The sequence below is a fragment of the Pseudomonas sp. HS6-2 genome, from assembly GCF_049325675.2.
Taxonomy (GTDB): domain Bacteria; phylum Pseudomonadota; class Gammaproteobacteria; order Pseudomonadales; family Pseudomonadaceae; genus Aquipseudomonas; species Aquipseudomonas putida_N.
The window spans coordinates 396,671-415,703 of the sequence record NZ_CM143906.1; the positions used below are offsets into that span (position 1 = coordinate 396,671).

The window sequence follows — 19,033 nt, forward strand, 5'->3', positions numbered from 1 at the left end:
GGTGGATCAGTCGCCCTTGGTGATGTTCAGGCCCTTGAGCAGGCTCAGGGCCTGGCTCAGCTGGTAGTCACCGTCCTGCGGGCGCTCCTGGCGCTTGCTGCTGCTGCCGGTCGGTCGGTCAGCGCCGCCGTTGCCGTTGCCCAGGTGGCCCTGCAGGTCGGCTTCCTTGAAGGTGTCGTTGTCGCTGGCATCGGCGGTCAGCTTGGCCGGGCGCACTTCGATGTCGGGGACTATGCCCTGGGCCTGGATCGAGCGGCCGTTGGGGGTGTAGTACAGCGCGGTGGTGAGCTTCAGCGCACGGTCGTTGGCCAGTGGCAGCACGGTCTGTACCGAGCCCTTGCCGAAGCTGTCGGTGCCCATCAGCACGCCACGTTTCTGGTCCTGCAGGGCGCCAGCGACGATCTCCGAGGCCGAGGCACTGCCACCGTTGATCAACACCACCAGCGGCACGCCTTCGCTGGCGTCGGCCGGGTCGGCATAGAAGCGCAGCTCGGAGTTGGCGATGCGGCCCTTGGTGTAGACGATCAGGCCCTTGGTCAGGAAGTGGTCGGCGACTTCCACTGCCGACTGCAGAACGCCACCGGGGTTGTTGCGCAGGTCGAGGATCACCCCGCGCAGCTTCTTGCCGTTGTCCTTGCGCAGCTTGGCCAGGGCCTTGCCCACTTCGTCACCGGTCTTGACCTGGAACTGGGTGATGCGAATGTAGCCATAGCCGCTCTCCAGCAGTTGGCTCTTCACACTCTTGACCTGGATCACCGCACGGGCAAGGGTCACGTCGAACGGATTGCCGCCGTCGCGTACCAGGGTCAGGGTAATCTTCTCGCCAATCTTGCCGCGCATCTTGTCGACCGCTTCGGTCATGGTCTGGCCACGGGTGGGTGCGCCGTTGATCTTGACGATCAGGTCACCGGCCTGCACGCCGGCACGCGAGGCCGGGGTGTCGTCGATCGGCGACACTACCTTGATATTGCCGTCCTCCTGGCCCACTTCGATGCCGAGGCCGCCGAATTCACCGCTGGTGCTTTCCTGCAGCTCCTGGAAATCCTCAGGGCCGAGGTAGGCCGAGTGTGGGTCAAGGTTGCTGAGCATGCCCTTGATGGCGTTTTCCAGCAGGGTCTTGTCGTCCACGGGTTCGACGTAGGCAGCCTTGATGCGGTCCATGACCTCGGCAAAGGTGCGCAGCTCTTCCAGCGGCAGTGGCGCCTTGGCGGTCACCTCGGTGGCTGGCACTGCAGCAGTCTTGGCTGGCGAGGCCTTCGCCGGCTCCGCGGCGCTGGCCAGGGGCGCACCGATCGCCAAGGCGATGGTCAGGGCCAGCTGGGTGAGGCGAGGCGAGTGCAGCATGTCGAACGAACTCCTGATCCTGTAAGCGCTCCCTGCGGAGCATCGGCGCAGCGCCTGGCGCCATGCCGTATGTAATGTGTCAGCCGCGGCACCACTGCGAAGGGTCGGTCGGCCGGCCCTGCTGGCGGATGGCGAAGTACAAACCTGCGCTGTCCTGGCCACCGCTGTCGCCAACGGTGGAGATGGCTTCGCCGGCCTTGACGATGTCGCCGGCGCTCTTGAGCAGGCTCTGGTTGTGGCCGTACAGGCTCAGGTAACCATTACCATGGTCGAGAATGACCAGAAGTCCAGCGCCACGCAACCAGTCGGCAAACACTACGCGCCCGCCGTGCACCGCACGTACCTGGGTGCCGGGGCTGGCGCTGATCATCACCCCGTCCCACTTGGCCCGGGCATCGCTGCCGCGGGCATCACCGAAGCGTGCCAGCAATCGACCATTGACCGGCCAAGGAAGTTTTCCCCGTGCCGCAGAAAATGCACCGCCGTAGCTGGCGCCATCACTGGAAACCAGCGGGCCGAGGGTGGTGCGGGCCTTTTTCGGCGGCTCGGCATCTTCCTTGTCCGCGCGGGCGGCCAGTGCCTCCTGCTGGCGGCGTTTCTCGGCTTCCTGCTGGGCGAGCAGGGCTTTCTTGCGCGCTTCTTCGGCTTCGCGGGCCTGGCGGGCCAGGGTTTCCTCGATGGTCTTGAGCACTTTGGCCAGGTCGGCCTGGTCCTGTTGGCGGGCCTGCAGCTTCTGGTCGCCGTCTTTCACGTCGCTGTTGAGCTTGGCCAGTACCTGCTGGCGCTTGCCGCGCTCGGCGTCCAGCGCCTGGCGGCGGGTGTCGAGGTCAGCGCGCTGGGCCAGCAGTTGTTCCTGCTCGCGGGAAATGTTCTGTTCGACACCGGCCAGCTGGCGCAGGGTCTCGTTGAATGCCTTGAGCTGCTCGAGGCGCGCTTTGCTCAGGTAGTCGTAATAGGACAGGGTGCGAGCGAATTTCTCTGGGTTCTGCTGGTTGAGCAGCAGCTTGAGGTATTCCTCGCGGCCGTTGTTCTGGTAGGCCGAACGGGCCTGGATGGCGATCAGTCGTTGTTGTTCAACGCGGGCGCTCTGGAGTTTTTTTTTCTCGGTATCAAGGCGCTCCAGCTCGCCCTCGGTCTTTTTTAGTTCTTGTTGCAGGGCCTCCACCTGCTTCTCCAGATTACCGATGTCGGTTTCAGTGGCCTTGAGGTCTTTTTGCACGCCGGCCTTTTCTTCCTGGAGCTTGCCCAGCGTCTTCTTGAGCTCGGCAATGTCCTGGCGGGTGGCGTCCAGTTGCTGCTGGGTCTGTGCGCGCTCATCGGCAAAGGCCGGGCTGAGCAGGCAGGACAGGGCTAAAGGGATCAGGGCGCGTAGCATGGGGTTTGGCGTACCAAGGATGGAGACTGGCCTAGTATGCCCGTGCGGGCAGGCAAAAAAAACGCCTCGCTGCGGGGGCAGCGGGGCGTTTGTCCGGAATTCATGTGCAAAGGGGCTGCAAGGCGGCCCCGGCACACCGAATCAGGCGTCGACCAGGATCGAAGTACCGGTCATTTCTGCCGGCTTTTCCAGGCCCAGCAGTTTCAGCATGGTCGGTGCCACGTCCGCCAGTACACCGCCTTCGCGGACTTGTACCTTGCGCTTGCCGACATAGATGAACGGTACCGGCTCGCTGGTGTGCGCAGTGTGCGCCTGGCCGGTGCACGCGTCTTCCATCTGCTCGACGTTGCCGTGGTCGGCGGTGATCAGTGCTTCGCCGTCGACCTTCTCCAGCGCCTCGACGATGCGTCCGACACAGGTATCCAGTGCTTCGACTGCTTTTACCGCAGCCTCGAACACGCCGGTGTGGCCGACCATGTCGCCGTTGGCGTAGTTGACCACGATCACGTCAAAACGCTGCTGCTCGATGGCCTCGACGATGCGGTCGGTCACTTCAGGGGCGTTCATCTCGGGCTGCAAGTCGTAGGTGGCGACCTTTGGTGACGGGATCAGGATGCGCTCTTCGCCTTCAAACGGCTCTTCGCGGCCGCCGGAGAAGAAGAATGTGACGTGCGCATACTTTTCGGTTTCGGCGATGCGCAGCTGGGTCTTGCCGTTCTTTGCCAGGTACTCGCCCAGTACGTTGTTCAGGCTGGACGGAGCGTAGGCTGCCGGCGCGGCGATTTTTGCCGAGTACTGGGTCAGGCCGATGTAGGCCGCCATCTTAGGCAGGCGAGCACGCGGGAATTCATTGAAGTCCGGTTCGACGAAGGCGCGCGACAGCTCGCGGGCGCGGTCGGCGCGGAAGTTCATGAAGATCACGGCGTCGCCGTCTTCGACCTTGACCGCCTCGCCAATGCGCGTGGCCTTGACGAATTCGTCGTTCTCCTCGCGGGCGTAGGCTGCTTCCAGGCCTGCCAGCGCAGTGTCGGCGGTGTAGTCGGCAACGCTGTCGACGATCAGGTTGTAGGCAGCGCTGACGCGGTCCCAGCGGTTGTCGCGGTCCATCGCGAAGTAGCGGCCGATCAGGCTGGCGATACGGCCCTTGCCGAGCTTGGCGAAGGTCGCGTCGAGCAGCTCGATCGACGATTGGGCGCTGCGTGGCGGGGTGTCACGGCCATCGAGGAAAGCGTGCAGGTAGATTTTCTCGGCCCCGCGCTGCGCGGCCAGTTCGGCCATGGCTACCAGATGGTCCTGGTGGCTGTGCACGCCACCGTCGGACAGCAGGCCGAGGATGTGCACGGCTTTGCCGGCGCCTGCGGCCTTGTCCACCGCGCCGGTAAGCACCGGGTTCTGAAAGAACTCGCCATCGCGGATGGCCTTGGTCACCCGGGTGAAGTCCTGGTAGACGACGCGCCCGGCGCCGAGGTTCATGTGACCGACTTCGGAGTTGCCCATCTGCCCGTCCGGCAGGCCGACATCCATCCCTGATCCGGAAATCAGACCATGCGGCTGGGTAGCGCGCAGGCGGTCATAGACCGGTGTGTTGGCGGCATAGATGGCGTTGTATTCGGGGCTTTCGCTGTGGCCGAATCCATCCAGGATGATCAGGACCAGGGGTTTGGGCGTACTCGTCATCAATCAAACTCACGGTTGTTCAAAGATGATAAAGACACGCATTTTAGGGCAAATGCGCCAGCAACGGCGAATAATCGTCCTGTCGCCCGACCGGCGCGGGCAACCCGGTAACATGAAGGTACCTTTACCGCCGACCCTTCGGGCTTTGGTGGTACTGGGGGGCTGTGTATACTGGCCGGCATTTTCAATCGCCTGGAACACCGCTGATGGTTGCTCACCTGATTCAATTCGCGACAGATCACTACATCCTGGTGGCGATCTTCGTGGTTCTGCTGGTTGCACTGCTCGTCAATGAACTGCGCCGTGGCGGCCAGAGCCTGAGCAACGGCCAACTGACCGCGCTGGTCAATGCCGACAAGGCACTGGTCATCGACATTCGTCCTTCCAAGGAATACTCCGCCGGCCACATCGTCGGTGCGCTGAATATCCCGCAGGACAAGATCGCCAACCGCATGGCCGAGCTCGAGAAGCACAAAGAAAAGACCCTGATCGTCGTCGACGCGATGGGCCAGCAGTCCGGCGCGGTCTGCGGTGAGCTGATCAAAGCCGGTTTCACCGCCGCCAAACTGAGCGGTGGCGTTTCCAGCTGGAAAGCCGATAACCTGCCCCTGGTGAAGTGATATGAAGCCCGTCATCGTCTATTCCAGCGACTACTGCCCCTACTGCATGCGCGCCAAGTACCTGCTCGAGAGCAAGGGCGTGGCCTTCGAGGAGATCAAGGTCGATGGTAAGCCGCAGGTTCGCGCCGAGATGAGCCAGAAGGCCGGCCGTACTTCGGTGCCGCAGATCTGGATCGGCAGCACCCACGTCGGTGGATGCGATGACCTCTATGCCCTGGAGCGCGCCGGCAAGCTCGACGCGCTGCTGGCGGCCTGATTTGCACTGCATTCAAAAACATTAGGATTAAGGATCTGCCATGACTGACCAACAGACCAACGGCGCTGCTGCAGAAGACAACAGCCCTCAGTTCTCCATGCAGCGCATCTACGTGCGTGACCTGTCGTTCGAAGCCCCGAAAAGCCCGCAGATTTTCCGTCAGACCTGGGAGCCGAGCGTTGCCCTGGACCTGAACACCAAGCAGAAGGCCCTGGAAGGTGACTTCCACGAAGTGGTACTGACCCTGTCGGTGACCGTCAAGAACGGCGACGAAGTGGCCTTCATCGCTGAAGTTCAGCAGGCTGGCATCTTCCTGATCAAGAACCTCGACGCTTCTTCGATGAGCCACACCCTCGGCGCGTTCTGCCCGAACATCCTGTTCCCGTACGCCCGTGAAACCCTGGACAGCCTGGTGACCCGTGGTTCGTTCCCGGCCCTGATGCTGTCGCCGGTCAACTTCGATGCCCTGTACGCGCAAGAGCTGCAGCGCATGCAGGAAGCTGGCGAAACGCCAACCGTGCAGTAATTCTGCCGGTAGCAAAAAAGCGCCTCTCGGGGCGCTTTTTTGTTGCCTGAATCGGCCTCTTCGCGGGCTACAGATCAGCTCCCGGCAAACCCGTTCTGCCGCCAGGCTTCATACACCGTTACCGCCACGGTATTGGACAGGTTCAGGCTGCGACACCCTGGCCGCATCGGCAGGCGCAGGCGTTGCTCGGCCGGCAGGCTGTCCAGCACTTCGGCCGGCAGGCCGCGGCTCTCTGGCCCGAACAGGAACGCATCGCCGGGCTGATAAGCCACTTCATGGAACGGGTGCGAGCCCTTGGTGGTGAAGGCGAACAGCCGTGGATTGCCTAGGCTTTCCAGGCATCCGGCCAGGCTTTCATGGCGCTTGAGCGTGGCATACTCGTGGTAATCCAGCCCCGCACGGCGCAGGCGCTTGTCGTCCAGTTCGAAGCTGATCGGCTCGATCAGGTGCAGGGCGCAACCGCTGTTAGCACAAAGGCGGATGATGTTGCCGGTATTCGGCGGAATTTCTGGTTGAAAAAGGATGACGTGAAACATGCACGGCTCCAAACGTGAAGATGACGAGCATTCTACCCCCGAACCCGACCTGCGTTCGAAGGCCTGGCCGCGCATGCTGCTTTCCCTCGCGCTGTTCGGTGTGTTGGTGGGCCTTATGATAGGCCGCCTGACGGCCCCGGATGAGCATGTGCTGGAGCAGGTCGAGGTGGTGCAGGATGGCCTGGACCTGTGGTTCAACGAAGAGCCCAAGCTGCATGGCGAAAATGTCGAAGGTACCGTGGCGCTGTTGTTCGAGGCCGAGGGCAAGGCGCAGCGTGGTCAGCTAGACCTGCAAGGCAAGCCGGTCGGTTGGCGTTTGCAGAAGAGCGACAAGGGACTGTTGCTGACGGTGATTGCCGCGCGTCCCCTGCACGGCGAATGGGCCGGTGCAGAGGACGCTGGACGATGGCGGGTGCAGGTGAAACTGCACGAATAAAAGAGGGGATATCTCGGCCTGCCTGTACCAAGGTCCCCAAAAGGGCTTACAGCGAATTAAAGAGGGGATGGCCCGGCCTGCCTGTACCGAGGTCCCCGAAAGCGGCGTTACTGCGAATAAAAAAGGGGTCACCCGGCCTGCCTGTACCAGGGCCCCCGAAACTGGACATGTATTAGCTGTTGCAGGGGGCGTGCCAGTTTTGCAAAGCCCGGAAATACGGGGTTTCAGGGCGATTTGGCCGAGTTTCGAGGGGGTTTGTGCCTTCGTGAGGTGCATCGGGCACAGCATCGGTGCATCGGAGGGCAGAAATGACTGGGGCCGCAAAAGCGGCCCCAGAGGTTTCACGGGTTGACAGGGATCAGTGGTCCTCGCCCTCATCCTCATCCCCGCCATCCACATTCATACCCAGCTCCTTGATCTTGCGAGTCAGGGTATTGCGCCCCCAGCCCAGCAACACCGCGGCATCACGCCGGCGCCCGGCAGTGTGCTTGAGCGCCGTCTCGATCATGATCCGCTCGAAGCTGGGTACCGCACTGTCGAGCAGATTCGATTGCCCACGTGCCAGAGCCTGGTCTGCCCACTGGCGCAGCGCCTGCTCCCAGTTGGTCACCGGTGCAGCGTCCTGCGGCAGGTTCAGCAGCTCCGGCGGCAGGTCGCCGATCAGCACCTCGCGGCTGGAGGCCATCACCGTGATCCAGCGGCAGGTGTTCTCCAGCTGGCGCACGTTGCCTGGCCACGGCAGGTTGCGGATGAACTCTTCGGTTTCCGGCTTGAGCAGCTTCGGCTCGACGGCCAGCTCCTGGGCGGCACGGCCGAGGAAGTGCCGGGCCAGCGCCGGGATGTCCTCGCGGCGATCAGCCAGGCGTGGAATATGAATGCGGATTACGTTGAGGCGGTGGAACAAGTCTTCACGGAACTTGCCGGCCGTCACCAGCGACTCCAGGTTCTGGTGGGTCGCCGCGATGATGCGCACATCGACCTTCACCGGCACGTGGCCGCCAACGCGATAGAACTCGCCATCGGCCAGCACCCGCAGCAGTCGGGTCTGGGTATCGGCAGGCATGTCGCCGATCTCGTCGAGGAACAAGGTACCGCCGTCGGCCTGCTCGAAGCGGCCGCGGCGCAGGTTGGCCGCGCCGGTGAAGGCGCCTTTTTCGTGGCCGAACAGCTCGGACTCCATCAGGTCCTTGGGGATGGCGGCCATGTTCAGGGCAATGAACGGCGAGGCGGCACGCGGGCTGTGGCGGTGCAGTGCGTGCGCCACCAGCTCTTTACCGGTACCGGACTCACCGTTGATCAGGACGGTGATGTTGGAATGGCTCAGGCGGCCGATGGCGCGGAACACCTCCTGCATCGCTGGCGCTTCGCCGATGATTTCCGGAGTGCGGGCCAAGGCCTGCGGCACATCGAGGCCTTGCTGTTCCTGGGCGTGCTGATTGGCGCGCTTGACCAGCGACACCGCTTCATCGACGTCGAACGGCTTGGGCAGGTACTCGAAGGCGCCACCCTGGTAGGACGCCACGGCGCTGTCCAGGTCGGAATGGGCGGTCATGATGATGACCGGCAGGCGCGGATGCTGCTCGCGGATCTGCGCCAGCAGGTCCAGCCCGCTGGCACCGGGCATGCGAATGTCGGAAATGATCACATCCGGCTGCTGGCGGGCCAGGCGGCCCATGACGCCATCGGCGCTGTCGAAGCTCTGGGTGGTCATGCCTTCCTGTTGCAGGGCTTTTTCCAGGACCCAGCGGATGGAGCGATCATCATCGACGATCCATACGGTTTCACTTCGGCTCATGAGGCGGTAGCTCCTTGTTCCAGGGGCAGGAAGATCGAGAAGGCGGTGTGCCCTGCGTGGCTTTCACACTCGATCAGGCCCTGGTGCTGGCTGATGATGTTCTGGGTAATGGCCAGGCCGAGCCCGGTACCGTCCGGGCGCCCACTGACCATGGGATAGAAAAGCGTGTCCTGCAGTTCCGCAGGGATACCTGGGCCGTTGTCGATGATTTCGATACGCGCCGCCAGGCGATGGCGCACGTGGCCGATAGTGAACTGGCGCACGGCGCGGCTGCGCAGGGTAATGCGGCCCAGGCGCAGCTCGTTCTGCGAACTGATCGCCTGCATCGCGTTGCGCACGATGTTCAGCACGGCCTGGATCATCTGCTCGCGATCGATCAACACGTCCGGCAAGCTCGGGTCGTAGTCGCGCACCAAAGTGATGCAGCCCTGGCTTTCGGCCTCAACCAGGCTGCAGACCCGCTCCAGTACTTCATGGATATTGGTCATGGCCAGCGACGGCAGCTTGTTCGAGCCGAGCATACGATCAACCAGATTGCGCAGGCGGTCGGCCTCTTCGATGATCACGTTGGTGTAGTCACGCAGCCCCTCCTCTGGCAGTTCGCGGGCCAGCAGCTGTGCGGCGCCACGGATGCCGCCGAGCGGGTTCTTGATCTCGTGGGCCAGGCCGCGCACCAGCATCTTGGTGGTTTCCTGCTTGCTCAGCTGGGCCTCTTCCTTGGTGATGCGCAGCAGGCGATCACGCGGGTGCACTTCCAGCAGTAGCAAGGTGTTGCCCTGATGCAGGATGGGTGTCACGGCATAGTCGACGGTGATGGCCTGCCCGGTCAGCGAGGTCAGTTGCGCTTCCCGCTTGGTGAACGGGTGCGCCTGTTCCACGGCCTGGCGCAGCGAGTTGAGCGCCTCGGTCGATTCGGTGAACAGCTCGCTGATGAACTGCCCATGACTGCGCTGGCCGCTGACGGCCAGGAGCATTTCCGCGGCCGGGTTCATGTATTCCAGGCGCAGCTCGGCATTGAGCAGGAGCGTCGCGGTGGTCAGGTTGTCCAGAAGCAGACGGTGCTGTGCATCGCTGATGGTCATAAGGCGTCGTTGACCTCTTTTGGCGCTTGTCAGGCAGGGCACGGCCATGGCCGGGCAGGCGGCGGATCCGCAGATGCCAGTCTCTGCACAGGAAAATGCAAGAAACAAACCAAGGCTCCGAAAAGAAGCGGAATAGCCGGATAAAGACCTGGAGTTGCGCTTATTCGGACCAGATTGCCCTGATTTATCGTTTCAAGTGACCCGTTTTGGGTTGCAGATCGAAGCGCTTGCTACGTCCATGCACCAATATAGAGCATTGCTGAGGTCAGCGTTCTACGCACAGGTGTGCGGTTGCGCGGACCAGGGCCATGTGCCGGAGCGGGTCGCTGGCATGCCCGGCCAGGGCGTCGGTCAATTGGCGAGGGCAGTCGTGAAACGGCTTGCGGTCCAGGTTGCCCAGTTCGAACAGCAATGTTGCCTGGAGCATGTCCAGGCGCGGACGTAGTTCGTCGGCGAGGTCCCGAGCTTGCTGAGGGGGCCGCTTCCCCAGTGCCGTCCAGCGGTCGATCAGTCCGTACTGGACCATCTTGTTGGCTTCGATCTGGTCGGCAAAAAAGGCCGCTGCCCGTTCGGGAGGCAGGCCGTAGTCATGCGCTGCAGCTTGAACCTGCTGCAGAACCTCTTGCTCTCGCATGGGTGCCTCGACTGGCACGCTATTGTCCCATTTATGCACGGCCACGGCGTAGGCAAGGTCCAGCCGCTGTCCGATTGCTGCGAGCAACGGCTTGAGTTCAGGTTGTGAAGGGGAACTGCAACCGAAAAGCGTAATGACGAAGCAAAGCACGAACGGCAGGGGGCGCATGGCAATCTCCTTATTGTCGGAGATTTGATTGTGCGCAGTCAGGTAAGCCTTGCTTGTAGGAAGTATCTGAAAGCGATGGGCGTAAAACAAAAAACGGCCTTCAGAAGAAGGCCGTTTTCGATGATTCAGATTGGCGCCAGGCGCCAATCAGATCAGCAGCTGTAGTACAGCTCGTATTCCAGCGGATGCACGAAGGTGCGGACCTTGATTTCTTCTTCGCTCTTCAGCTCGATGAAGGCATCGATGAAGTCGTCGGAGAACACGCCGCCCTTGGTCAGGAACGCACGGCCTTTATCCAGCTCTTCCAGAGCCTCTTTCAGGCTGCCGCAGACTTGCGGGATGTCCTTGGCTTCTTCTGGCGGCAGGTCGTACAGGTTCTTGTCGGCAGCATCGCCTGGGTGGATCTTGTTCTGGATGCCGTCCAGGCCAGCCATCAGCAGGGCCGCGAAGGCCAGGTACGGGTTGGCCGATGGGTCCGGGAAGCGTGCTTCGATACGGCGTGCTTTCGGGCTGCCGACGTAAGGAATACGGATCGAGGCGGAACGGTTGCGAGCCGAGTAGGCCAGCATTACCGGTGCTTCGAAGCCTGGGACCAGACGCTTGTACGAGTTGGTCGACGGGTTGGTGAAGCCGTTCAGGGCCTTACCGTGCTTGATGATGCCGCCGATGAAGTACAGGGCGGTGTCGGACAGGCCGGCATAGCCTTCGCCCGAGAAGGTGTTCTTGCCGTCTTTCCAGATCGACATGTGCACGTGCATGCCCGAGCCGTTGTCGCCGTACAGTGGCTTCGGCATGAAGGTGGCGGTACGGCCGTAAGCGTCGGCAACGTTGTGCACGACGTATTTCAGGGCCTGTACTTCGTCAGCTTTCTTCACCAGGGTGTTGAACTTGACGCCGATTTCGTTCTGGCCGGCAGTCGCCACTTCGTGGTGGTGAACTTCAACGGTCTGGCCCATTTCTTCCAGAGCGTTGCACATGGCGGTACGGATTTCGTGGTCGTGGTCGAACGGCGGAACCGGGAAGTAGCCGCCTTTCACGCCTGGACGGTGGCCTTTGTTGCCGCCTTCCACGTCCGCGTCGGACATCCACGAGCCTTGCTCGGAGAAGATCTTGAACATCGAGCCGGAGATGTCCGACTTGAACTTCACTTCGTCGAAGATGAAGAACTCTGGCTCTGGGCCAGCGAAGACGGTGTCACCGATGCCGGTGCTCTTCAGGTACTCTTCGGCGCGCTTGGCGATCGCACGTGGGTCGCGATCGTAGCCTTGCATGCTCGACGGGTCGACGATGTCGCAGGTGATGATCAGGGTCGGTTCTTCGGTGAACGGGTCCAGAACGGCGGTCTCGTCAACCGGCATCAGGATCATGTCGGAAGCTTCGATGCCTTTCCAGCCAGCGATGGAGGAGCCGTCGAACATCTTGCCGACTTCGAAGAAGTCTTCGTCCAGGCCATCACGCGCCGGCATGGTCACGTGATGCTGCACGCCCTTGGTGTCCGTGAAACGCAGATCAATCCACTTGACGTCATGATCTTTGATGAGTTGAACCGACTTCGACATGTTGTCCTCCGGAGGGTCTAGAGCGCGGTGGGCCGCTGCTCTGGAAAAAGGGTGTTGCCGGGCGCGGATAGTCGGCCAAGCGTACCTGCCTCACAAGGGAGCAAATTGCATGCCAGTGCCCGAAAATGGCGAGGGCGAGATAAAAAGAGGCGTTTGTGGGCATTTGCTGGGGTGGTAGCGGGAAAAAGCGCACCCTTAGGAGGCATCATTCAAGTGCTGGGCACCAAGTTGGTGCAAGTCATCAAGACTGTGCTTTCTTCGAGGGCCTCTTCGCGGCTAAACATGCTCCCACAAGGGCCACGCCAGGCTTGAGGCTTGCGCGGGCCCTGTGGGAGCGGGTTCACCCGGGAAAGGGTCGGAGCAGGCGGCACAAAAACCGGCTTCTGCATTTATCTCAAAGCTTCTGATCAAAAGTTGGTCAAATCCTGAGCAATTTCCGCTATAATTCGCGCCCCTCATTTTCGGCAGGCCCTGCGCGCGCTGTTAACCCAATGAAACTTATCGTCAAAGTCTTCCCAGAAATCACCATCAAGAGCCGGCCGGTGCGCAAGCGCTTCATCCGTCAGCTCGGCAAGAACATCCGCAACGTGCTCAAGGATCTCGATCCTGAGCTCGCGGTCGATGGTGTCTGGGACAATCTCGAGGTGGTCACCCGCGTCGAGGACGAGAAGCTCCAGCGCGAAATGATCGAGCGCCTCACCTGCACCCCGGGCATCACCCACTTCCTGCAGGTCGATGAGTACCCACTGGGTGACTTCGACGACATCGTCGCCAAGTGCAAGCACCACTTCGGTCACCTGCTGGCCGGCAAGCGCTTCTCGGTGCGCTGCAAGCGCGGCGGCCATCACGACTTCACCTCGATGGACGTCGACCGCTACGTCGGCAGCCAGCTGCGCCAGCAGTGCGGCGCCGCCGGCATCGACCTGAAGACGCCTGAAGTCGTGGTGCGCATGGAGATCCGTGATCAGCGCCTGTACGTGATCCACAACCAGCACAACGGCATTGGCGGCTACCCGCTGGGTGCCCTGGAGCAGACCCTGGTGCTGATGTCCGGTGGTTTCGACTCCACCGTGGCGGCTTACCAGATGATGCGCCGCGGCCTGATGACCCACTTCTGCTTCTTCAACCTCGGCGGCCGTGCCCACGAGCTGGGCGTGATGGAAGTGGCCCACTACCTGTGGAAAAAGTACGGCAGCAGCCAGCGCGTACTGTTCATCAGTGTGCCGTTCGAAGAAGTGGTTGGCGAGATCCTCAACAAAGTCGACAACAGCTACATGGGCGTGACCCTCAAGCGCATGATGCTGCGCGGTGCCGCGCACATGGCCGACCGCCTGCAGATCGACGCGTTGGTTACCGGCGAGGCGATCTCCCAGGTCTCCAGCCAGACCCTGCCTAACCTGTCGATCATCGACTCGGCCACCGACAAGCTGGTACTGCGCCCGTTGCTGGCCAGCCACAAGCAGGACATCATCGACCAGGCCACCGAAATCGGCACCGCCGACTTCGCCAAGCACATGCCGGAATACTGCGGAGTGATCTCGGTGAACCCGACCACCCATGCCAAGCGTCACCGCATGGAGCACGAAGAAAAGCAGTTCGACATGGCCGTGCTGGAGCGCGCCCTGGAGCGCGCCAAGTTCATCTCCATCGACCACGTGATCGACGAGCTGGGCAAGGACATCGAAGTCGAGGAAGTAGCCGAGGCGCTGCCAGGCCAGATCGTCATCGACATTCGTCACCCCGATGCCCAGGAAGACGAACCACTGGCCCTGGAAGGTATCGAAGTCCAGGCCATGCCGTTCTATGCGATCAACAGCAAGTTCAAGCACCTGGACCCTACGCGCCAGTACTTGCTGTATTGCGACAAAGGTGTGATGAGCCGTTTGCACGCACACCACCTGCTCAGTGAGGGACATGCCAATGTGCGTGTTTATCGTCCGGCATAAGACGCCAGGGCTGTATGGCGGCAGCATCCGCCATCGCCCTCCCGACCATCGGGCCCGCTGAGCCTAAAAGCGTACATATTCGCCACCTACACTAGGTGGCAACCGAATCCTCTGATCGAGATACAGTTGTGATCGAAAATCTGCGTAACATCGCCATCATCGCCCACGTTGACCATGGTAAAACCACCCTGGTCGACAAACTCCTGCGTCAGTCCGGCACTCTGGAGCGTAACGAGCTCAACGACGAGCGCGTCATGGACTCCAACGACCAGGAAAAAGAGCGCGGTATTACCATTCTGGCGAAAAACACCGCCATTAACTGGAACGGCTACCACATCAACATCGTCGACACCCCCGGCCACGCCGACTTCGGTGGCGAGGTTGAGCGTGTAATGTCGATGGTCGACTCCGTGCTGCTGCTGGTCGACGCCCAGGACGGCCCGATGCCGCAAACCCGCTTCGTGACCAAGAAGGCTTTCGAAGCCGGCCTGAAGCCGATCGTCGTGATCAACAAAGTCGACCGTCCGGGCGCGCGTCCTGACTGGGTTCTGGACCAGATCTTCGACCTGTTCGACAACCTCGGTGCCACCGACGAACAGCTGGACTTCAAAGTCGTCTACGCCTCGGCCCTGAACGGCATTGCCGGTCTGGACCACACCGCCATGGGCGAAGACATGACCGCCCTGTACCAGTCGATCGTCGACAACGTACCGGCGCCGGACGTTGACCGTGACGGTTCGTTCCAGATGCAGATCTCCGCACTGGACTACAACAGCTTCCTCGGCGTTATCGGCGTTGGCCGTATCGCCCGTGGCCGCGTCAAGCCGAACACCCCGGTTGTCGCCATCGACACCAACGGCAAGAAGCGTAACGGTCGTATCCTGAAGCTGATGGGTCACCACGGCCTGCACCGCGTCGACGTCGAAGAAGCCCAGGCTGGCGACATCGTCTGCATCAGCGGTTTCGACGAGCTGTTCATCTCCGACACCCTGTGCGCTCCGGACGCCGTAGAGGCGATGAAGCCGCTGACCGTTGACGAGCCAACCGTTTCGATGACCTTCCAGGTCAACGACTCGCCGTTCTGCGGTAAAGAAGGCAAGTTCGTCACCAGCCGTAACATCAAGGACCGTCTGGATAAGGAGCTGCTGTACAACGTTGCTCTGCGCGTTCAGGAAACCGATTCCCCTGACAAGTTCAAGGTATCGGGCCGTGGTGAGCTGCACCTGTCCGTACTGATCGAAACCATGCGCCGTGAAGGCTTCGAGATGGCCGTAGGCCGTCCTGAAGTGATCATCCGCGAAGTCGACGGCGTGAAGCAGGAACCGTTCGAGAACGTCACCATCGACATCCCTGAAGAATCCCAGGGCAAGGTCATGGAAGAGATGGGTCTGCGTAAAGGCGACCTGACCAACATGGTGCCGGATGGCAAGGGCCGTGTGCGCCTGGAGTACAACATTCCAGCCCGTGGTCTGATCGGTTTCCGTAACCAGTTCCTGACCCTGACCAACGGTGCAGGCATCCTGACCTCGATCTTCGACCGCTACGACACCATGAAGTCGGGCCAGATGTCCGGCCGTCTGAACGGTGTTCTGGTTTCGGTTGAAACCGGCAAGGCACTGACCTACTCGCTGGAAACCCTGCAGGCTCGCGGCAAGCTGTTCGTTGAGCACGGCCAGGAGATCTACAACGGTCAGATCATCGGCCTGAACAGCCGTGACAACGACCTGGGCGTGAACCCGACCAAAGGCAAGAAGCTCGACAACATGCGTGCTTCGGGCAAAGATGAAGTCATCGCCCTGGTTCCGCCAGTTCGCCACACTCTGGAACAGGCTCTGGAATTCATCCAGGACGACGAGCTGTGCGAAGTCACGCCTAAGTCGATCCGTCTGCGCAAGAAGATCCTGGACGAAGGCGAGCGTACCCGCGCTGCCAAGAAAGCTAAGAACTGAGTTAGCTCAGGCTGAATGAAAACGCCCCCGGTCGAAAGGCCGGGGGCGTTTTTGTTTGTGAGACGCAATTTGTAGTCTATGTCTCTAGCAGGTGTAGGGAGCTTCTTTCAGACGCGTTCACGCCTTGTGTGCGGTTGTAGGGCCGCCTAGCGTGACGTGCTTTCTCCAGAAGGAAGCACGCCCATGAAGTACCGATTTGCGCTTGCCATCCCCTGCCTGATGGCCAGTTTCCATGCCAGAGCTCTGCAGGACTGTAGCGGCCTGCGCCCGCAGGAAGTCGTTCACTGCCACATCGGCAATGTGCGCCAGAAGCCTCTGGAGGCCGTACTGCTCGAACAGGCCTCTGAACCTGGCTACGATTTCCGTCGCCTGCAGATGGTTTCGCAGGTGTGGGACCCGGTCCCGGTGGTTGAACCACGTCGTTGGGAGCACGATGTCGAATTGCACGTGCCGCGCAATGCAGTGCCCGGCAAAGCCTTGCTGGTGGTGAACAACGGCATAAGGCACGGGCCGGCGCAGAGCCCGGACTATACCCGCGAAGCATTGCGCGAAGTGGCTCTAAAGTCGCATATGGCCGTGGTCATGATCAGCGATGCGCCCAACCAGTACGTGACCTTCGGTGATGTCGAGAAGCCCCTGCGCGAGGATGACGCCGTGGCGCATACCTGGGCACATTCGCTGCGCGGTGCCGCGCCGGAACTACCACTGCATGTGCCGATGGCTGCGGCGGCGAGCCGGGCGATGGACCTGGCCGTGCTGGAACTGGGTAAGCAAGGGCTCACGGTGGACAGTTTCATCATCACGGGTGCCTCCAAGCGTGGCTGGAGCGCGTGGCTCACGGCGCTGGCCGATGAGCGGGTGATGGCCATCGTGCCTGCCGTAATCGACGTGGCGGACACCTCGGACATGCTGGCTGGATTGCGCAAGCGCTATGGCGGTCACTGGCCCTTGGCACTGGGCTCCTACCAGCAGGCCGGTGTGCTGCAACAACTGGGCACCCCGGCATTCGAGCGGCTGATGGCGCTGGTGGACCCGATGCAGTACCTGAACGAGGAGGGGCAGCGCCTGGCGATTCCCAAGTACCTGGTGTCTGCCAGCGGCGATGATTTCTTCGTGCCCGACCCCGTCACCGATTATCAGCAACGCCTGCCAGGCCAGACCAGCCTTAGAGTGTTGCCGAACTCGGACCACGGCGGGGTGCGTCAGCAGGTGGTCAGCACCCTGGTGCCGGCGGTAACGCGCCTGCGCGATGGTAAACCCCTGCCGAGCGTGCAGGTGTCAGAGGGCGGGCAGCCCGGGCAGATGGCTGTCGACTTCTCCGAGCCGCCCGTGGCAGTGAGGGTATGGACGGCAAGCAACAGCCAGGATCGGGACTTCCGCTATGCCTGCGGGGTGCGCTACCAGTCCGAGACACTGGTGCCTCAGCAGCACTTCACCCTGCAACGCACGGCGCCAGCGACGGGGTGGCAGGCGCAGTTCGTCGAGGCGAAGTTCGCTGATGGCTTCATCGCCACCAGCCCGGTCAGCGTGCTGCCGCAGACATATCCCGCGCATCAGCCGACGGATCACGGCGGTGCTTGCCGCAGCTTCCTGGCGGGCGGTGCGTGAGCAGCAGGCTCAGTGCGGCATGCCCAGTTCGGCGTCGTCCAGCAGGGCCTTGGCCAATGCACTGAGGTAGTGCGCGGCCCAGATCAGTTGCGGGTCATTGTCCATGACGGCGGTCAGGGTCAGGTCGCGCACGCAACCCAGCAGTTCGGAAGCTTGATCGCGGGCGTCCTGGCAGGGGATGCCTGCGCAGACCTGGAACAGGGGTTGTTTGTGCTCTTCGCCCTGGTAGAAGCAGGTTTTGCCGGGAGTGGTGTGGTTGTTTTCGGTCATTGGTTTTTCACCCGGAGTGTTGTTGTGGATGGCACCGGCTTCGCGGGCATGCCCGCGAAAAGGCGAGCATCAATGCGTGCTGCCGGCACGTTCCAAGGCGAGCGACAAGGCATCCGCCTGCCCCCAGGCCAACTGCAGGGCCCGCAAGCCATTCACCAGCGTCTCCCGCGTGCGGTCATCCTCGATGCCGTCGAGGGCGCGGTGGCTGTGGTTGTAGGCGATCATCAGGTAGTGGGTGATGTTGACCACGACGTGGTCGAGGGGGACGAGGTTTTCGCAGATGGCGTGGGTGAGGGTCGTGCCGTCTGGGAGGTCGAAGTGGTGGGGTGGGTCGGGGACGATTTTTTTCATGGCTGGCTCTCATGTCATTTACCCCACCCGTTCGTTTCCACACGAAAGGGTGGCGGTTGTACACGGAGTGGAAAACCAGGCATGAGAACCCCGGCAGGCCTAACGGCCTTCCGCGTACAACCGCCATATCGACAGTCGCAGTTCTCATGAATTTCCGGGTTTCCACACCCGATCGCTGAACCATTCAGCGACCTGGAAAGCCTAGGGGGACAGGTTTCCAGTAACAATCAGACGCGAGTCGACAGGGTTTGTAGGGTATTTCGCGAGGACTGATGTCGCCAGCCCAAACCTGTAGGAACTATCTGTATCAATAGTGGGAAATTTTCTTATTGGAATAGATGAACAGTTTTGAGTTGCCTTGGGTCGGAGATGTGAAGACTTGATTTTGGGCAAACTGGAAGCCGATATTTCCAGTGTCGGTTGCAGCATGTTTCTTTCTACTCAATTACTTACCAAGCTGTCTTTGGCAATAGCCGATGGCCTCAGTACGCTGCCTATTGGCAATTGATTGAGGCTGAAAATGAAGGGCAAGGGGTGGAAGGAACACCTGGCTCGTGGCCAGATCGAGGTCGCAGGCAGTTCGTGGAGTCTGCTTCATTTGCGTCCAATCTCACATCGGTTGAAGATCCCGGGCCTGGCTGATCGGGGAATGGGGGAAGTAGCACTGGCGGTCGAGTACTCAAGTCACTGCGTCAGCTATGGTCCCAAGCAAGGTACTGAACTGGACTTCGAACATATGGGGCACGATCACCTCTTGATCGATCATCGGGGAATTCGCCGTGCCTTCTGCCCCTGGTCGTCACAAGCTGTCAGTTCAGTTGCCTTCGATTATTGCTTCGTTGCCTGAGCGACAGTGCCTTTTTACTGGGCATAGCAACTGGTTGACCATCGAGGGTAATCA

Annotated in this window: 17 protein-coding genes; 7 read left to right on the top strand and 10 right to left on the bottom strand. The window is 61.3% G+C overall.

The window, feature by feature from the left end; genetic code table 11:
• Positions 1 to 6 precede the first annotated feature (6 nt).
• The 3 genes from ACOKS3_RS01825 to gpmI all read right to left on the bottom strand — a co-directional run bounded on the left by ACOKS3_RS01825 (position 7) and on the right by gpmI (position 4,396).
• Positions 7 to 1,344, bottom strand: coding sequence for a S41 family peptidase (locus ACOKS3_RS01825; protein ID WP_103446044.1), 1,338 nt, complete (start codon positions 1,342 to 1,344; stop codon positions 7 to 9).
• 79 nt (positions 1,345 to 1,423) lie between these two features.
• Positions 1,424 to 2,719 carry a murein hydrolase activator EnvC family protein gene (locus ACOKS3_RS01830; RefSeq protein ID WP_103446043.1) on the bottom strand — a complete coding sequence of 432 codons (1,296 nt, stop codon included), beginning with the start codon at positions 2,717 to 2,719 and terminating at the stop codon, positions 1,424 to 1,426.
• A gap of 141 nt (positions 2,720 to 2,860) precedes the next feature.
• The gene (gene gpmI / locus ACOKS3_RS01835) at positions 2,861 to 4,396 is read right to left on the bottom strand and encodes a 2,3-bisphosphoglycerate-independent phosphoglycerate mutase (protein WP_103446042.1); all 1,536 of its coding nucleotides are present in this window, start codon (positions 4,394 to 4,396) and stop codon (positions 2,861 to 2,863) included.
• Positions 4,397 to 4,602: 206 nt separating this feature from the next.
• On the opposite strand from gpmI, the gene ACOKS3_RS01840 reads away from it, so the two are divergent.
• From ACOKS3_RS01840 to secB, 3 genes are read left to right on the top strand one after another with little or no spacing between them, the layout of a single operon-like run.
• Positions 4,603 to 5,016: a rhodanese-like domain-containing protein gene (locus tag ACOKS3_RS01840; protein ID WP_422763416.1), complete on the top strand. Its 414-nt coding sequence runs from the start codon at positions 4,603 to 4,605 to the stop codon at positions 5,014 to 5,016.
• A 1-nt stretch (position 5,017) separates the two neighbouring features.
• Positions 5,018 to 5,272: a glutaredoxin 3 gene (gene grxC, locus ACOKS3_RS01845; RefSeq protein ID WP_003249204.1), complete on the top strand. Its 255-nt coding sequence runs from the start codon at positions 5,018 to 5,020 to the stop codon at positions 5,270 to 5,272.
• 40 nt (positions 5,273 to 5,312) lie between these two features.
• A complete protein-coding gene (secB, locus tag ACOKS3_RS01850; protein ID WP_103446040.1) occupies positions 5,313 to 5,798 on the top strand; it encodes a protein-export chaperone SecB in 486 nt (161 codons plus the stop codon).
• A 74-nt stretch (positions 5,799 to 5,872) separates the two neighbouring features.
• Here secB and trmL read toward each other — a convergent pair whose 3' ends face one another.
• On the bottom strand, positions 5,873 to 6,334 hold the full coding sequence (gene trmL, locus ACOKS3_RS01855) for a tRNA (uridine(34)/cytosine(34)/5-carboxymethylaminomethyluridine(34)-2'-O)-methyltransferase TrmL (RefSeq protein WP_054884254.1): 462 nt from the start codon (positions 6,332 to 6,334) through the stop codon (positions 5,873 to 5,875).
• Here trmL and ACOKS3_RS01860 point away from each other — a divergent pair.
• A complete protein-coding gene (locus ACOKS3_RS01860) occupies positions 6,333 to 6,770 on the top strand; it encodes a hypothetical protein (RefSeq protein ID WP_103446039.1) in 438 nt (145 codons plus the stop codon). The genes trmL and ACOKS3_RS01860 overlap by 2 nt on opposite strands.
• A gap of 358 nt (positions 6,771 to 7,128) precedes the next feature.
• Here the strand turns inward: ACOKS3_RS01860 and ntrC are convergent, their stop codons facing one another.
• The 4 genes from ntrC to glnA form a co-directional block, all read right to left on the bottom strand.
• Complete coding sequence (ntrC, locus tag ACOKS3_RS01865; protein WP_060484298.1) at positions 7,129 to 8,565, bottom strand: nitrogen regulation protein NR(I); 1,437 nt, start codon at positions 8,563 to 8,565, stop codon at positions 7,129 to 7,131.
• A complete protein-coding gene (gene glnL, locus ACOKS3_RS01870; protein ID WP_103446038.1) occupies positions 8,562 to 9,647 on the bottom strand; it encodes a nitrogen regulation protein NR(II) in 1,086 nt (361 codons plus the stop codon). The genes ntrC and glnL overlap by 4 nt, the downstream gene beginning before the upstream one ends.
• A 265-nt stretch (positions 9,648 to 9,912) precedes the next feature.
• Complete coding sequence (locus ACOKS3_RS01875) at positions 9,913 to 10,449, bottom strand: chorismate mutase (protein WP_422763417.1); 537 nt, start codon at positions 10,447 to 10,449, stop codon at positions 9,913 to 9,915.
• A 152-nt stretch (positions 10,450 to 10,601) separates the two neighbouring features.
• The gene (gene glnA / locus ACOKS3_RS01880; protein WP_103446036.1) at positions 10,602 to 12,008 is read right to left on the bottom strand and encodes a type I glutamate--ammonia ligase; all 1,407 of its coding nucleotides are present in this window, start codon (positions 12,006 to 12,008) and stop codon (positions 10,602 to 10,604) included.
• A gap of 491 nt (positions 12,009 to 12,499) precedes the next feature.
• Between glnA and thiI the strand changes: the two genes are divergently transcribed.
• The 3 genes from thiI (at position 12,500) to ACOKS3_RS01895 (ending at position 17,511) form a co-directional block, all read left to right on the top strand.
• Positions 12,500 to 13,954, top strand: coding sequence for a tRNA uracil 4-sulfurtransferase ThiI (gene thiI / locus ACOKS3_RS01885; protein WP_422763418.1), 1,455 nt, complete (start codon positions 12,500 to 12,502; stop codon positions 13,952 to 13,954).
• 128 nt (positions 13,955 to 14,082) lie between these two features.
• Positions 14,083 to 15,903: a translational GTPase TypA gene (gene typA, locus ACOKS3_RS01890; RefSeq protein ID WP_027921032.1), complete on the top strand. Its 1,821-nt coding sequence runs from the start codon at positions 14,083 to 14,085 to the stop codon at positions 15,901 to 15,903.
• Positions 15,904 to 16,086: 183 nt separating this feature from the next.
• Positions 16,087 to 17,511, top strand: coding sequence for a PhoPQ-activated pathogenicity-related family protein (locus ACOKS3_RS01895; RefSeq protein WP_422763419.1), 1,425 nt, complete (start codon positions 16,087 to 16,089; stop codon positions 17,509 to 17,511).
• A 9-nt stretch (positions 17,512 to 17,520) separates the two neighbouring features.
• Here the strand turns inward: ACOKS3_RS01895 and ACOKS3_RS01900 are convergent, their stop codons facing one another.
• Positions 17,521 to 17,781, bottom strand: a complete 261-nt coding sequence (locus tag ACOKS3_RS01900; protein WP_103446033.1) for a DUF3077 domain-containing protein — start codon at positions 17,779 to 17,781, stop codon at positions 17,521 to 17,523.
• A 69-nt stretch (positions 17,782 to 17,850) separates the two neighbouring features.
• Positions 17,851 to 18,132: a hypothetical protein gene (locus tag ACOKS3_RS01905; RefSeq protein ID WP_103446032.1), complete on the bottom strand. Its 282-nt coding sequence runs from the start codon at positions 18,130 to 18,132 to the stop codon at positions 17,851 to 17,853.
• Between the last annotated feature and the right edge of the window lie 901 nt (positions 18,133 to 19,033).